8 protein-coding genes are annotated in these 17,750 nt (G+C 43.1%); all 8 read left to right on the top strand.

The features are described 5' to 3' along the window. Positions 1-62: 62 nt before the first annotated feature. The 8 genes from AB1Z56_RS12690 (at position 63) to AB1Z56_RS12655 (ending at position 17,728) form a co-directional block, all read left to right on the top strand. The gene (locus AB1Z56_RS12690) at positions 63-4,139 is read left to right on the top strand and encodes a hybrid sensor histidine kinase/response regulator transcription factor (protein WP_426792214.1); all 4,077 of its coding nucleotides are present in this window, start codon (positions 63-65) and stop codon (positions 4,137-4,139) included. A 362-nt stretch (positions 4,140-4,501) separates the two neighbouring features. Continuing rightward, complete coding sequence (locus AB1Z56_RS12685) at positions 4,502-7,624, top strand: SusC/RagA family TonB-linked outer membrane protein (protein WP_426792213.1); 3,123 nt, start codon at positions 4,502-4,504, stop codon at positions 7,622-7,624. Positions 7,625-7,682: 58 nt separating this feature from the next. Beyond that, on the top strand, positions 7,683-9,473 hold the full coding sequence (locus tag AB1Z56_RS12680; protein WP_426792212.1) for a RagB/SusD family nutrient uptake outer membrane protein: 1,791 nt from the start codon (positions 7,683-7,685) through the stop codon (positions 9,471-9,473). A 12-nt stretch (positions 9,474-9,485) separates the two neighbouring features. Continuing rightward, positions 9,486-10,163 (top strand): DUF3823 domain-containing protein, encoded by a 678-nt coding sequence (locus tag AB1Z56_RS12675; protein WP_426792211.1) that lies wholly within the window; start codon positions 9,486-9,488, stop codon positions 10,161-10,163. 108 nt (positions 10,164-10,271) lie between these two features. Then, on the top strand, positions 10,272-12,185 hold the full coding sequence (locus AB1Z56_RS12670; protein ID WP_426792210.1) for a family 43 glycosylhydrolase: 1,914 nt from the start codon (positions 10,272-10,274) through the stop codon (positions 12,183-12,185). Positions 12,186-12,211: 26 nt separating this feature from the next. Continuing rightward, a complete protein-coding gene (locus tag AB1Z56_RS12665) occupies positions 12,212-14,710 on the top strand; it encodes a sugar-binding domain-containing protein (RefSeq protein WP_426792209.1) in 2,499 nt (832 codons plus the stop codon). Between the two features lie 248 nt (positions 14,711-14,958). Next, positions 14,959-15,750 carry an alpha/beta hydrolase gene (locus tag AB1Z56_RS12660; RefSeq protein WP_426792208.1) on the top strand — a complete coding sequence of 264 codons (792 nt, stop codon included), beginning with the start codon at positions 14,959-14,961 and terminating at the stop codon, positions 15,748-15,750. 127 nt (positions 15,751-15,877) lie between these two features. Further along, the gene (locus AB1Z56_RS12655) at positions 15,878-17,728 is read left to right on the top strand and encodes an FAD-dependent oxidoreductase (RefSeq protein WP_426792207.1); all 1,851 of its coding nucleotides are present in this window, start codon (positions 15,878-15,880) and stop codon (positions 17,726-17,728) included. The last annotated feature ends 22 nt before the right edge of the window (positions 17,729-17,750 follow it).

Here is a 17,750-nt window from a genome sequence, read left to right as displayed (position 1 = left end):
TCATTGTATAGTTGTTGCGGTGCTCAACAATCTTGTAAAAAGGTGCAAATAGATTGGGGCGAATGATAGTCGGCAAAGGATCTCATCCAAGAGAACAGGTTGGTGTTGTTAACTTATTTGGTGGTGGTGGAGCTATGAAAAATTTTCTCATTATTATTGTTTTTCTTTGGCAGTTGGCCCATGTTTATGGACAGCCCAACAATGCCCATTTTTTTTCCCTTCAAGATGGCTTAAGCAATCAGCAGGTACTGGATATCGTACATGACGATGAAGGATTTATGTGGGTAGCCACAGAGCTAGGGTTGAACCGTTATGCGGGAAAGTCTTTTAAATCGTATTATGCCACCGATAAGCAGGACGGTCAATCAGTCAATAGCAATGAAATTAATACGTTACTGTATGCAGACAGGAAAGTGTATATCGGAACAAGGTCCAATGGGCTGAATGTGCTTGACCTAGGTACAAATAGATTCAGTTATTATACACATGACGCAGCTAATCAAAAATCCATAGCCACGAATGATATTACGGATATGATTGAAGGCAAGGATGGGAAATTGTGGTTAGCGACCTACCATCAAGGGGTGCAGCATTTTGATCCGGTAACGGGAGAATTTAGTCATTTCAATAAAAAGAATTTTCCGGGTCTTCCCGAAAATAGCATTTGGTCTCTGGCCGAAGATCAAAAAAGAATGCTTTACATCGGGCATGTTAACGAAGGTTTAACAATAATGGATCCCATTAGCCATTCTTTGAAACGACTAACTAATCACAATACCTCCGGACAATTACCGGATAATGAAATTAAAGTCTTGTTTTGTGATCAAGCCGGCAATATGTGGATAGGGACCCGAAAGGGGCTGGCTGTGTATCACCCAGCTTCCGGTAAACTACAGCAGGTTTCTTTGGCAGGATTGGCAAAAAATGGAAATGAACCTTTTGTGTATGCGATTAAGGAAATTGGTCATACATTGTGGATAGGGGCCGAATCGTCGCAACTCTTTTTATTGCAGCCGAGCTATGGTTATGATAAGCGTATTGAAGCCGTACAGCATGTAGAGCGTTTTGATCTGGGGAAAGGCAATAATACGATGGTCCAGCATATTACTCCCGATCGGTTTGGAAACGTTTGGCTAGCGTTATATGGTGGTGGCTTGGGAGTTGTGAGTCATATTTCCCGCTTCTTTAGTGTCTTTCCATCAGACAATATGCTGCCGGATCGACTGGCAACAGTGAGCAATGTATTGGTGGGTGAAAATCGGACAATACGTTTGGCGACTGAAGGCTCAGGTCTTGTCGAAATGAATGCAGAAGGGCGTTTATTGAGACAGATTACCAAAAATAATGGTGGGGCAGACGATTTCCTTCTAACAGCTTTTAAGGACCAGCATCAACATGTTTGGCTCGGATTACGTAAAGGTGGAATTGCCGTTCAATATGCTGGATCGTCCGTTTGGAAAACCATTGATTTAGGTGAGCCTGTGACAGAGGTACGGGCGATTTATGAGGACCATTTGGGACAGATCTGGTTTGCAGCGCATCAAGGGGTATTTATATATGATGAAGGAAAGGGTCGTGTCCAGAAGCTTTTGATCAACAAACCAATGCTTGGCGATTATGCGCCCCGAACGTTGATGGAAGATGGCAAACACAACATGTGGGTCGGAACTTATGGGCAAGGACTCTATGTTTACGATCCTCAGCATAAACTGCTTCGAAAAATGGACAAGGGTAATGGCTTGCAAAATAACACGATTAATCATTTGTTGCGGGATAGAAATGACAATATCTGGGTGGCTACAAATCAAGGACTGGCCGTACAGGAAGCGAGCAAGAAGATTGGTGATCTGTCTCTATTGATGCCTCCGGGAGGGAATGCATGGCTTTTTGTCAATGGACTCGCAGAAGATCTGACTGGAAATATTTGGTGTGCGACCAAATCGGGGATGTTACGCTATGTCCCGAAAGAAAGACGTTTTCTACAATATGACCAGTCTTTCGGCTTGCCTTTGGGCGGATTTATCAATGCAAGTGTAGGAAAAGACGGTGAAGGTCGACTGTATTTTGGGATGCAGGAAGGAATGTGTTATTTCAACCCAGCCACAATCCCGTCCAATTTACCAACCTCACCCCTAAGTATTAGCCGATTTATTGTTTTTCGATCTGGAGAGTCCGGTACACAGGTCGATAAATATCCCTCGCCGACAAAGGCAATTGAACTCAATTATGATGAGAATAGCTTTCGCATCGAACTTGCTGTCATGGACTTTGCTTTAGACGGCTTGGTCGAGTTTGGCTATAAATTGCAAGGGCTTAATAATGACTGGATTTTTCTGGGAAACGAGACCAACCTCGATTTTCGTAATATACCCTACGGTGAACATGAGCTGCTGATTCGCACCCGGATGAAAAATGGGCAATGGTCGCAGGACTACCAGCATCTATTGATCAAAATTGCGCCACCTTTTTATCTCAGTTTATCCGCCAAGATCGTGTATCTGCTCCTTGTGCTGCTAATTGGATATATTATCATTTCTTTCTATTTCAAAAAAATGAAAGCTGAATCCGAACTAAAACTGAAAGAGCGGCAACATGTGCAGGACGAACAGTTACATGCAGAGCGCATGAATTTCTATACGCATATAACACACGAGCTACGGACACCTTTGACGTTGATTCTAGGCCCCCTTGACGACCTGTCCCAAGAACAGCAGCTTACTGAAAAACATCGCGAACTGGTTCAGACGGTACAGAAAAGCGCTAATAGACTCTTCACATTGGTCAACCAGTTGTTGGAATTTAGGAAGGTAGAATCGCAGTTTAAACCCTTTGTACCCGAAGCTGGGTCTTTGGGAGAAATGCTCGTAGATCTTGCCCATAAATATAAGACATTGAATCACAAACCTGGTCTTCGGGTGTTGTCTGAACTCCCTGTGAAGGATTCACGTACGCTATTTGATGCCGAAATCGTACAATTGATCGTCGATAATTTATTGTCGAATGCTTATAAATATACCGAGTCAGGTTATATTAAACTAAGCTTGCATTACGAAGAATCGGATTTGGACCATTGGGCGGTGTTGTCCGTAGAAGATACTGGAGTGGGTATTGACAAAGAAGATATCGGTAGGATTTTTGAAAAATATTATCAGGTTGCGAACACAGGTACTCAGGGTACGGGTATTGGTCTGGCCTTGGTGAAAGAACTTGTGGCAATCCATCATGGAAAGATTGATGTGAATAGTACATTTGGCCTTGGTACCACCTTTACGGTAAAATTGAAAACCGATCGATTACCTGTTGAGAATGGCGAGCTGTCTATTTCTTCGCAACGTCCGCTAGTGCTATTGGTTGAGGATGATCTGGAACTTCGTGAATATCTGGGAAGTACCTTGCAAAGACAGTATGATGTGGTGCTCGCCGAAAATGGAACTGTAGGCTATCAAATGGCGATGGCTAGGGTTCCCGATTTGGTGATCAGTGATATTATGATGCCCGATATGGATGGTTTTCAGCTTGTACAGCAATTGAAACAGGAACGTAGTACAAGTCATATCCCACTGTTGCTATTGACAGCAAAAAACACCGATGTAGACCGACAACGAGGTTATGACCTGGGGATAGACTCCTACCTGATCAAGCCTGTTACAGCAGCTTTACTTTTCAAACGTATTGACAATCTATTGAGCCGACAGAAACAGATCAATGAACTGATTTTGGAAAGTTTAAATACAAAATCATCTTTTTCAACTGCCAATATAGAACTAGAACAAAAGCCTACGGAGGAAATCTGGCGTGAAAATGAATTTGTTAAGGATTTTATGCAGATTGTCGAACAGCATATGCAGGATGAGGTATTGGATGCTGCAGCCCTCGCTGATCGAATGAATATGAGTCAGTCTACCCTTTATCGGAAATTGAAAGGCATCACAGGAAAAAATATCAATCAGCTCGTACGTAAGATACGTATCCATAAGGCGGCAGATCTACTTCGGACCGGGAAGTATAACGTGACTGAAGTGTCATTTATGGTCGGAATCAATAGTGCGATTTATTTTCGGCAGTGCTTTAAAGAGGAGTTTGGCCAGCTACCTTCCGAATATCAACGATCCGACAATAAAGCCCGCGTAGTGTATTAAAACAATCCACATCAGATAAGTATGCCCCTACTATTTAAACATAGCTAGGGGCATAGTTTTTTCGCATAAAGCAACCTTCTAATATACTTCGATCAAAACAAGATCAGTTTGAAAAAAACATGAAATATGTCTTAAATATGTTTAAAAAGCCGTTTTTGACTAAAAAATATATGGTTTTTGACGGATTTGTATACGATGGAATGCTGCCAAATCGGCTAAGTTTGAGGTATTAATCCAATTATAAAATCTAGATAGGGGTGGCAACGATGCAAAAGAAATAACCAAAGTAAACCATAGTTTACCGTCATATTGTCCTGTCCGGCTAGATTGTATTATTTACTGTTTAATTCGTATTGAAATTTATGAAAAACTTAAAGATTGCTTCTTTTTACACCATGTTGAGCGTGATGCCAACATTGCTGTATGCGCAGGAGAAGGTTACGGGACAAGTTTTCAACAAAGCAAACGAACCTATCGTTGGCGCGAGTGTACTCATCCTGGAAGGGGGGAAGGGGACCTCAACAGACAAATCGGGGAAATTTGAGCTGAATGCTAACAAAGGAACGCTCGTCGTGTCATTTGTTGGGTATAAAACTCGTCGAGTTCCATTGGATGGAACAACAAATTTAAAAATCCAGCTCGAGGCAGATGAAAATGTATTGGAGGATGTCGTCGTTGTTGGTTATGGTAAACAGTCCAAACGTAATATTACAGGGGCGGTAAGCAATATTAAATCAGAGGATATTGTACGGTCATCATCGACAACGACTGCTGGGGCTTTGGCCGGAAAGGTGCAGGGGATTTCAGTGCGGGCCAAAGATGCGCGTCCTGGTCGTGGTGCATCGATCGAAATCCGGAATATGGGCTCGCCACTCTATGTGATTGATGGGGTTGCTTATGGAGGTCAGGAAGGGACTGATTGGGTCGGTACACAGAATGGTTCCGGAGCAGATATCTTCAATTCGCTGAATCTCGAAGATATTGAGAGCATTTCTATTTTGAAAGATGCTGCAGCAGCGGTATATGGATTCCGTGCTTCTAGAGGTGTTGTACTGATTACCACCAAAAAAGGAGCAAAGGGAGAAAGCGCAAAAATCAATATCAATGGCTACCAAGGCTGGCAAAATTTGACACGTTTTCCGACCATGGCAAACGCGAAACAATATACGCTTGGATTGGTTGAGGCTGCACAGAATGAAAACCGCGATCCGAAGACGGTTTATACACCCGAGGAGTTGGCTAAATGGCAGGCTGGAACAGAGCCCGGCTACCAAGGCTATGATTATTATGACATGGTGATCCGTAAGAATATTCCACAGCGATATATCAATGCCAATGTCACCGGTGGAAATGAAAAATCCAATTACTTCCTTTCATTGGGCCATCTCACTCAGGATGCAATGATTAAGGATTTCAATTATAAGCGAACCAATTTCCAGGCCAATATGGAAGCTGAGGTACTCAAAGGACTTACAGTTGGTACTCAGATTTCAGGAAGGCATGAGGGGACACAAGATGTTGGTTTACCAGGTGGAGATGGATACTTCTCCTCGATTTTGGCCATTATGAAAAACAAACCAACGGTAGGCCCCTATGCAAACGACAATCCAGCGTATATCAATTATACCAATGATTTTCCCTATAACCCGGCCCTTTTTAGCCGCGATATTGCCGGCTATAAAGACAATAAATACCTGGCGGGAAATGTGAATCTCTTTGCTGCCTATAAGACAAAATTTGGTTTGTCGGCAAAAGGAACCGTTTCTTACAATTATACCAACAATAAATTTGAAGGCTTCCAATATACCTATGATGTGTACCGTTACGAAAATGATACGTATAAGCGCAGAGGAGGAAGTGATGCTGGCTGGCGTTACGATACCACAAGGGAAATTGTTTCCCGATTTGCACAGTTCCAGATCGACTATAACAAACAGATCGGCGATCACACTTTTGCAGGAATGCTGGGCTATGAGCGTTCAGATTGGGACCGGACGTATAAGGCATTGGGCGCAAATCCTTCAAATAATTATATTCCGCTGTTAAGACTGTCGGAGCTCAATAGTTTGGCCGATGAATGGGCTTACGAGGCTCGAGCTGGATATATTGGCCGTATAAATTACAACTACAAGGGCAAGTATCTGCTGGAAGTTTTGGGCCGTTATGATGGGTCCTTTAAATATTATGAAGGTAAACGCTGGGGGTTATTCCCTGGAGCATCTGTAGGCTGGCGTATTTCAGATGAAGGCTTCTTCAAACCGTTGAAATCCGTAGTCAGTGACCTTAAAATCCGTGGTTCGATCGGGCAAACAGGACTTGAAGAGGGTGTAGGAATGCATGATTACCTTGCCGGATATAATTGGGCGGCTGGAAGTGCTGTCTTAGACGGAGCCTATGTGCCCGGGGTACAGCCTAGAGGTTTACCAGTTCGCAACCTTTCATGGGTTAAAAACACCAATTATAACATGGGTATCGATGCCACCTTATTGAATAATAAGCTGACATTGACGGCCGATATCTTCAAAATTATCCGTACTGGATATCCTGGCAAACGATACGATGTGCTACTACCGGCTGAAATCGGTTATGATCTTCCCTATGAAAACCTTGGCAAGAACGGTTATTATGGTGCGGAAGGTATCATTACCTATACCGATAAGGTCGGTGAGCTTAACTACGTTGTCAGTGGGAATATGACTTTTTCACGTTATCGTGATCTAGAAACCTATAAGCCTCGTTTTAGCAATTCGTGGAATGAATACCGTAACTCGATCGAAGACCGCTGGGGTGGCGTATGGTGGGGATATCAAGTAGTTGGACGATTTCAGTCGGAAGAAGAGATCCGCAACCATCCGATCAATAATGATGGTCAAAACAATAGGACGCAACTCCCTGGTGATTTGATATATAAAGATGTAAACGGCGATGGGGTTATCAATGATATGGACCAACGTCCAATTGGTTACCAAACGGGTTGGGCACCTATGATGAGCTTTGGTGGTCGGATAGGACTTGACTGGAAAGGCATCAACTTGAATATTGATCTGGCGGGTGGTGCAATACAGTCCTGGTTTCAGGATTATGAATTACGTAATGCCTTCCACGGTGGCGGCAATTCACCAGCCTACCTACTCGAAGACAGATGGCATCGCAAAGATCCGTATGATCCAAACAGCGAATGGATTCCGGGACGCTATCCAGCGATCCGGAACGGAAACTCAGGTCCCAATAGTCAAAATAGTGATTTTTGGTTGACCAATGTACGTTATTTGCGAGTCCGCAACCTGGAGGTTGGATACAATCTGCCAAAAGCATGGATTCAAAAGATAAAGGCCGAAAAAATACGGTTTTATATCAATGCTTCAAATTTGATATCGTTTGACAATGTCAAAGACTACCAAATTGATCCAGAGATCGAAGCGAGAGCGGCAGTAGTATATCCACAACAAAGGGTATTTATGGTTGGATTTAATATGACTTTTTAACATGAAACTACGATTTAAACTTACATATATAGGCATAGCTCTATTGACAATATTATCGATGAGCAGCTGTAATCACGACGACTGGTTTGATAGAGATTCAAAGACCTTAATCACCGATGCGCAGCTCTGGAACGATCCTAAACTACTGACTTCACTCGTTGCCAATTATTACGATAGAATGCCAACACTACATGGTGTTTTCAATACGGGAGGAATGACCGAGTTGGATGATGCGATGTGGTCGGGACATCGTGATCAAAATTGGCGTAATGATTACCAGTTTGGTGACGATTACGGCCGCTACTGGGATTACGGACTGATACGGGACTTAAACCTTTCCTTGGAAAATATCGATCAGTTCAGTACACAATTAAGTGATGAACAACGGAAGCAGTTTAAAGCTGAAATACGCTTCATTCGCGCCTTTGTTTATTTTGAGCTTGTTAAACGCATGGGTGGGGTTCCGATTGTCACTACACAGCTTATCTATGACTTTAGCGGCGACCCAACACCATTGCAGGTGGCACGTGCCAAGGAGTATGAAGTGTACGATTTTATTTACAAAGAACTGGAAGAGATTAAGGATGATCTTGACGCATATAAAGACAGTAGGACTAGAGCTAACAGGTATACCGTATTGGCGCTGGAGAGCCGCGCGATGCTTTATGCCGGATCTATTGCGAAATACAATAATCTGATGGCCTCTCCAATAACGACAGCCGGAGGAGAAGTGGGGATTCCGGCTAATATGGCGACGGGTTACTATACCAAGTCGCTGGCGGCTTCCAAAGAAATTATGAGCGGTCCGTTTGCACTATATAACGACAATGCGGACAAAGGAGCTAATTTTTACGATATGCTCAATAAAAAAACTGGTAAAGAGGTCATCTTTGCTAAGGATTTTGCAGTGAGCTTAAAAGTTCACCGTTTTGCCTATGACAATATCGTTAAAAGCCTTACTGAAGATAATGAATCATCATCGACAATTTCGCCTTCATTGAGCCTTGTTGAAAGTTTTGAATACTTAGATGGTAGCAAAGGTACGCTTCACGATAAAACTGCTGGGGGAAGTTATGTCGCCTATCAAAATATCAATGATATTTTTGCGAATAAAGATGCCCGTTTATATGGAACAGTGATTTACCCGGGGACCTCGTTCAAGGGTCGGGATGTCAGTATTCAAGCAGGAGTAGCTACTTGGGTAAATGGAGCCTATCAGTTTACCACCTCCCCTAAATTAGGAGAAAATTATGAAACGGGTGGGTTGTGGACGGGGTTTGATGGTCCGCTTTATGACGCACAGGACGTTAGTAATACTGGTTTCTATATTCGGAAATTTGTCAGTGATGCGCCGGCAGCAAGTACACGCGGTACATCCGCGGCTAACTGGTGGCCCTGGTTCCGTCTAGGCGAAATCTATCTTAACGCATCAGAAGCTGCATTTGAGCTGGGGCAAATAGGTGATGCGACAACTTATGTTAATAAACTACGGGAGCGTGCAGGCTTTGCAGCTAATAGCGTTAATACGCTAACAATGGATATCATCCGCAACGAGCGTCGTGTCGAACTTGCCTTCGAAGATCATCGTTACTATGATCTTAAAAGATGGCGTATCGCACATTTAGTGTGGGGCGGGTCGGAAAATGATCCTAATGCGGTGGTGTATGGATTGTATGCCTATCGTATAGTACGCCCAGGTCATGTGGATGATGGTAAGTATATCTATGAACGGGTAAGACCTGCCCGTTTTAGAAGAGCCCGCTTTTTCCGGATGGCCAATTATTATGCATCCATCAGTCAGGATGTCATCAATAAGAATCCTAAAATAGTTAGAAATCCATTCCATTAATCTACTTGTACCATGAAAATGAAATTTTTAAGCTTATTGGTAGCTTTTACAAGCCTACTCGTTGTAGGTTGCGAATATGATAATTTTGAAGCCCCAAAATCAACGCTTTCGGGACGCGTTGTTTATGAGGGGAAGGCGATTGGCGTTCGAAATAATGGACCTCAATTGGAATTATGGCAAGATGGATACCCACTCCGTTCCAAGATAAATGTCTACTTCGATCAGGATGGCACTTTTTCTGCAAGCTTATTTGATGGAACGTATAAATTGGTTCGAATGGGGGATTCTCCTTGGTTACAACAAGCAACAGATACAATCATCGTACAGGTGAAGGGTAACACAGCTGTCGATGTTCCTGTAACACCCTATTTCACGGTGACAAACGAATCATTTCAAAAAAATAATAATAATATTACGGCTAATTTTACGGTTAATAGAATTGTTGGTACAGCAAATTTGGGTGCCGTGTGCCTTTACTTGGGGAAATCCATATTGACAGATCAAGTGCGACAAGAATTACTGGTGGATGCTAACCTGGCCAATGTTACTTTTGGCCAACAAACGAGTATCGTGGGCGTGCTGCCAGACAAGTTAAAAAACCTTGATTATGTATATGCCAGAATCGGTGTAAAATCCACCCTATCTGGAGAATATTATTATACGGCAGTTCAAAAAATAGCTTTAAAATAGGTGCTTATGGCAAGTAAAATTGCCAGATTACGAAGCCACGGGATCATATTCCGTGGCTTTTAAAGATGCAAAAAATGGTCTAATGCTTATTTATTCTACTAAACCTTCATGAAAAAAAACAAAATTTCAATCTTAGTTACCTTATTTTTAATACATGCTGCATGCGGTGTTTTTGCTCAAACTTATCGCAGCGGACCTACGGACAAAGATTTTGCAGGTTATTTATTTGCCTATTTCAAAGGTAATGCTGTCGCCGATGAGGCGGTTTGTTTTGCGATCAGTACGGATGGCTATACCTACAGAGCCTTGAATGAAAACCAGCCTATCCTGGATTCGAAGATGATCAGTAAAACTGGCGGTGTCCGGGATCCACATATTCTCCGTGGCGAAGATGGAAAAACATTTTATATGGTGCTCACCGACATGACCTCCTCCAAAGGCTGGGATTCCAATCGGGGGTTGATCCTGCTAAAGTCCGAAGATCTTGTGCATTGGTCTCATCAGGCAATCGATATCCAGCAGCGCTTCAAAGGCCAGGAAACGTTGAAAAGAGTATGGGCACCACAGACTATATTTGACCCTTCGGTCGGTAAATACATGGTGTACTGGTCCATGCAGCACGGAAATGGTCCGGATATCATCTACTATGCTTATGCTAATAAGGAGTTTACAGATTTTGAAACCGAACCTAAAGTGCTGTTTCTCCCAAAAAATGGCAAATCCTGTATCGATGGCGATATTATTGCAAAGAATGGCTTGTTCTACCTTTTTTACAAAACTGAAGGACATGGAAATGGCATTAAGCTGGCGATAACGGATTCACTGACTTCGAGAAAATGGATTGAACAACCGGGTTATAAACAGCAGACCAATGATGCTGTGGAAGGATCCAGCGTTTTTAAACTCAATCAGTCGGATAAATATATCCTTATGTACGATGTCTATGGTAAAGGGAAGTACCAATTCTGCACCTCCGAAGACCTTGATCGCTTTCATGTAATAGACCATCAAATTGACATGGATTTCCATCCACGGCACGGAACCATTATTCCGATTTCAAGGCAAGAAATTTTGGACTTGACCTCCAAATGGGGGAAACCCAAAGATATGGAATTCGCATTCAGGAAGAATCCAGTATTGGATGGCTTTTATGCCGATCCGGATGTACTCTATTCCAATAAAACAAAAAAATACTATATCTATCCAACGAGTGATGGCTTTGACGGTTGGGGCGGCTATTATTTTAAAACTTTTTCTTCCACAGATTTAAGTCTTTGGAAAGATGAAGGGGTGATTTTGGACCTGAAAAAAGATGTTGCCTGGGGACCTCGAAATGCATGGGCGCCTACCATTACGGAAAAGAAAGTCAAGAATGATTATAAGTACTATTATTATTTTACAGCAGCGCAAAAGATCGGTGTTGCGGTGGCTGATTTACCTACCGGGCCTTTTAAGGACGCGGGAAAACCGCTGATCGATTTTAAGCCAGAGGGTGTCAATGGCGGGCAGGAGATTGATCCGGCGGTGTTTAACGATCCAAAATCGGGAAAAAGCTATCTGTATTGGGGAAATGGCTATCTGGCTGTTGCTGAACTCAACAAAGATATGGTTTCCATTAAAAAAAATACAGTCAAGGTACTCACTCCCGATAAGACATTCCGCGAAGGTGCCTATGTTGTCTATCGAAAAGGTCTTTATTATTTCTTTTGGTCAGAAGACGACACCCGAAGTGAAAATTATCGGGTACGTTATGGAACCGCGACTTCCCCAGATGGACCGATCACTGTTCCCGAAAATAATTTAGTCTTGCAAAAGGATCCTGCCAAAGGCATTTATGGTACAGGACATAATTCTATTTTGCAGATTCCAGGTAAAGATGAATGGTATATTGTATACCATCGTTTTAATTATCCCAAAGGTATCGATATGGGCGATGCCGCTGGGTTTAATCGGGAAGTGTGCATGGACCGGTTATTTTTTGATGATCAGGGCCATGTATTGCCTGTCGTTCCTACACTTTAATCACTAAACCTAATGCACATAGTACAATGAAAAAAATAATAAGAAATCTGGCCGTTTTAGCTGTGTCGAGCTATTTGGGTATTAATAGCCTATATGCACAGCCCGGATTTGGTGCCGCCGAACGTGTGAATTCGGATTGGCGTTTCCATTTGGGTGATATCGAGGGACAGGCAGGCGCTGAAAAAAATCGCAGAGGCTGGCAGCAGATCAGTTTGCCCCATGATTGGAGTGTAAAATATCCACTGAGCCCAACGCTGGCCAGCGCGACGGGCTATTTACCTGGTGGTATTGGCTGGTACCAAAAAAAGCTGGCTATACCTGCGGAAGATCGGGGTAAAAAGATATTTCTATATTTTGAGGGTGTTTACAACCGAAGCGAAGTTTTTATCAATGGTAAATCTGTTGGAAAGCGGCCCAATGGCTACATTTCCTTTTCGTACGATATCACACCATACATTGAGTTTGGAAAAGAAAATACCATCGCTGTTAAGGTCGACCACAGTAAAAGTGCCGATTCAAGATGGTATACAGGATCGGGCATTTATCGTGACGTTTGGCTTGTAAAGGCAAATGCGTTGCATATCGATCAATGGGGAATATATGCCTATCCCGAGCTAAAGCAAGGGAAAGGAATGTTAAATACCGAAGTGACCGTTGTCAATAGTACGTCCAACGGCAGTGCGGTTACCGTTGTGCAGGAGTTGATTGATGCCGCAGGGAAAGTTGTCGCTAATAAATCGGAGAAAGTGAAGGTTGATGCTGCCGCTAAAGCGACGATACAGCAGCAATTGACGGTTGCAAACCCTAAATTGTGGAGCTTGGATCAACCCAATCAATATACTTTGCGGACAAGCGTATTGCAAAATGGAAAGCAAATTGATCAGTTGGCAATCAAAACGGGCTTCCGAACTTTTACATTTGATCCAAACAAGGGCTTTGCTTTAAACGGCGAATGGATGAAAGTCAAAGGCGTGTGCCTACATCACGATGCCGGTGTGCTGGGTGCTGAAATGTATACTGAGGTATGGCGTCGGCGGCTGCAGACATTAAAATCTTTGGGTGTCAATGCCATTCGAACCAGCCATAATCCGCAAGCATCCTCGCTTTATACTTTATGTGACGAGTTGGGGCTGTTGGTTATGGATGAGGCATTTGATGAATGGGAATTTCCAAAACGGAAATGGCTGCAGGGCTGGAATGTCGGGACCCCCGGTTTTGAGGGATCGTATGACTTTTTTGAAAGCTGGGGCGAGCAGGATCTTGCAGATATGGTCAAACGGGATCGCAATCACCTCTCGATTTTCGCCTGGAGTATAGGTAACGAAGTGGATTATCCAAATGACCCTTACTCACATCCCGTCCTTAATGGCGAGAAGAAGGAGGGTGGTTTCACACAGGCCTCGTATGGTGGCTATAAAAAGGATGCACCAGATGCGATGCGATTGGGTGATATCGCCAAACGCTTGGCTGCGGTTGTAAAAAAATATGATAAAAGCAGAGCTGTTACAGCAGGGCTTGCTGGAGTAGCGATGTCGAATGAAACAGCCTATCCAGGAGCACTTGATATTGCAGGGTACAATTATACCGAAAGTCGTTATCAACAGGATCACCAGCGTTATCCAGCACGTGTAATTTTCGGAAGCGAGAATCGACACGATCTTCCGGCATGGCTTGCCGTACGCGACAACAACCATATATTTGGCCAATTTTTGTGGACAGGTATAGATTATCTTGGAGAATCCGGTCGTTGGCCGTCACGGGGATTTTATTCAGGACTGTTGGATTTCGCAGGGTTTATCAAGCCGCGAGGCTATTTTCGTCAATCGCTGTGGTTGGATAAGCCGATGGCCTACTTGGGTACCTATCCATTGCAGGGAGGAGCCGCAGCCACAGATGTCTGGTCAGCATTAGAATCTGAACAGGGGCAACGGAAAAATGAAGCGCCCTCCATGGATGCCTGGCCAATTTGGAACTATCAAGAGGACCAGCAGATCAGGGTGGTCTGTTATACCAATAGCCCTCAGGCTCGATTGGAGCTCAATGGTAAGGTTGTTGGCGAAGAGAAAAATTACGATGAGAAGACAGGTATCATCTTTTGGGATATTCCCTATGCAGCGGGTAAACTAGAGGTTGTTGGTCTGGACACGAATAAAAAAGAAGTAGTTCGGTACGCTATCGAATCCAGTGAACGTCCAGCGGCGATTCAGGCGACGGTAATAGGTGGTAAAGCAATTGAAGGCGGTGGCATTTTGCAGGTTGCCTTGCAAGTGGTGGATAGCAAGGGACTTCCTGTAGTCCTTTCGGAAGATGAAATCACCTGTGATATTGCTGGACATGCACGTTTACTCGGTATGGAAGCGGGGAACAATGCAGATATGGGCGACTATACCGATAATAAACAGCGCGTTTATCATGGAAAAATGATCGCGTATGTTCAGGCCTTGGGCAAATCGGGCGATACAATTAATATACGATTTACCTCGCCTTGGTTGACAACGGCAAACGTAACCTATAGCATAAAATAATCAACTCACTTGCCTTTATTGAACTTCTGAACTAAAAAAGCACCGGAAAATTCCGGTGCTTTTTTTATGCCAAAATCTTATAGGATGTTCATTCCACTATTGGAAAAATTACGGTTTTATATAGTTCTTTATAAAATAACGTAATCTAACCTTATTAAATAAAAAAAATTATTAAATACTTTTTTTATTATAAATTTTATTATTAATTTAGCTTCACTATAAATCTAAAGACTGACTCAATTATATCCATGCGTTTAATCATATGCCTTTTATGTGCCGTTGGCACAATGTTGGCCAAGGGACAAGAACTTTATACTTTACAGTCTGCTCATCTTTCTGGAGTAGATTCCGGCTACGTTTATATACCAAAGATGAAGCCGGACAACCGTGCCTTACCTGTTGTATATGTGCTGCATAGTCATGGGGCAAATTATAAAAGCCTTTCAAAATTTGTCGATTTTCAGGCATTGAGCGATCGATATGGCTTTGTGGTGGTATGCCCTGACGGTCTTCGAACGAGCTGGTTTTTAGATAGTCCACAAAAAGGCGGAGCACAATTTGGTCGGTTCTTGACAGGGGAATTAATGCCTTATATACAGGGTAAATACCATACGGATAGGGACAACTCATTTATTACGGGTGTGAGTATGGGGGGGCATGGTGCACTTTGGCTCTTTTTTAACTATCCGTCATTTTTTAAAAGTGCTGGTAGCAGTTCGGGAGTTGTCAATCTGAGACATTCGGCTTTCAAGAAGACAAGTCTAGCCCAACATTTAGGTCAGTACAGCGATCAAAATCCATTATTCGATCGTTTTAGTGTCATCCATAATGTCCATAAGATCGCTGGGAGTGAAAAGGCATTTATTTTTGATTGTGGTACTGAAGATTACCTTTATGGGGCTAATAAGTCCCTTCGGGATAGTTGTGATGTACTCAAGATCAAATCGACTTATATTGCGCAGCCCGGCGCTCATACCTCTGGCTACTGGGCCAAAACCATTCCGGTTCATTTTGCTTATTTTAATCGTCTGATCCATTAATCGATAACCTATATGTTTTATTCACCTTATACTGATCCTTTAGTCCGGCAACAAAATAGTGTATCTCTAGTTCTTACGCTGGTATTTGGCGCGTATTTTTTAAATTATTTACTGCAATTAACTTCATATGAATTGGTTTAAATCTTTTTTTTCTATTTTATTGATTTCTGTCACACTCTCCTCGCAGGGGCAGGCTGTTGCTTCATACGATGTCTTGATTGTGGGAGGGGGCGCTAGTGGTGTTTCTGCGGCTTTACAAGCTGCCCGTTTGGGAAGTAATGTCCTTGTGGTGGAAGAGACGAGCTGGTTGGGTGGTATGCTCACTGCTGCCGGGGTCTCCGCTATTGATGGTAATCACCGTATGCCTTCGGGAATATGGGGCGAATTTAGGGCAGAACTTTATGCCTATTATGGTGGTCCAAAAGCAGTGGAAACAGGTTGGGTAAGCAATACGCTATTTGAGCCTTCGGTCGGTAACCGCTTGCTAAAAAAGATGGTTGGAGCCGAAAAAAATATTGCCGTTTGGTATAAAAGTACCCTTTTAGACCTGAAAAAACAGGCTAAAGGCTGGACCGTTGCCATTGAACAGGAAGGAAAAAAGAAAACCGTAAACGCTTCTATTTTAGTCGATGCGACGGAATTGGGGGATCTCTTGCCGCGTGCGGGTGTTGCTTACAGCATCGGTATGGATAGCCGCTACGATACGAAAGAAGAATTTGCTCCCGAAAAGGCCAATTCAATAATTCAAGACCTTACTTATGTCGCTATACTGAAAGACTATGGTGCCGATCCAAAGAGATTGCTAAAGAAACCTCAAGGTTATGATCCTAAAGAGTTTGAACATGCCTGTGATGTTAAAGATCCTGCTTCACACAGCAATACACCTATCATCAATTGTGATCAAATGATTACCTATGGCAAATTGCCGAATGGAAAATACATGATAAACTGGCCTAAAGACGGAAATGATATCTACCTGAATATTATCGAAATGTCGCCAAAGGCGAGGACAGTGGAATTGCAAAAGGCGAAAGATCATACCTTACGTTTTGTGTATCATCTTCAAAATCAGCTTGGTTTTAAAAACTTGGGGCTTGCCGATGATGAATATGATACGGCCGATAAACTTCCCTTTATTGCTTATCATCGCGAGTCTAGACGTGCTAAAGGCTTGGTACAGCTTACGTTGCCTTATGTCCAGAGTCCTTATCAGCAGGAGCTGCCTTTGTACCGCACAGGTGGGATAGTAGGCGATTATACCATCGATCATCATCACCTGAAGAATCCCGATGCACCCAAAATCGATTTTGTTAAGATTCGGGTACCATCTTACAATGTACCCCTTGGAAGTTTGATTCCTGAGGAAATAGCGGATTTTATTGTTGCTGAAAAAAGCATCAGTGTGAGCAATATTGTGGCTGGGGCCACCCGCCTTCAGCCAGTTGTATTGGGTATTGGTCAAGCTGCTGGAGTGTTGGCAGCGCTGTCTGCAAAACAAGCTGTTACTCCCAAAGATCTTTCATTAAGGGAGGTACAGCAAGTACTTTTGGACAATCATGCCTATCTCATGCCCTTTATCGATGTTGATCCAAAAGATAGTCGGTTTCAGGCAATCCAACGTATTGGAGCGACCGGGATTCTTAAAGGAAAAGGTGTGCCGTACAAATGGGCCAATCAGACTTGGTTCTATCCCGAACACCGCATAAGCGAAGTAGACCTGATCGATGGTATGCGTAGTTATTATCCATCGGCCGATAAAGTCGCTGGCTCGGGTGCCGATGTCACAGCAGATTTTTTTGCCGCTCTATTGCTCCAGGTCGACCCCACTTTGAATAAAGATAAAATCAGGTCCGTCATTGCACCAAAAGAAAATCAAGTGTTAACAAGGGCTCAAGTGGCGGTTGTGTTGGATCTTATCCTAAAGCCGTTTGAACGGCCAGTGGATTTTACCGGCCAATTTATAGCAACAAAAAATTGATTTCCGAACGCATAGAAAAACG

The organism is Sphingobacterium sp. WOUb80, assembly GCF_050058145.1.
In the GTDB taxonomy this organism is placed as follows: domain Bacteria; phylum Bacteroidota; class Bacteroidia; order Sphingobacteriales; family Sphingobacteriaceae; genus Sphingobacterium.
This window is presented reverse-complemented; position numbering and strand designations above follow the sequence as displayed.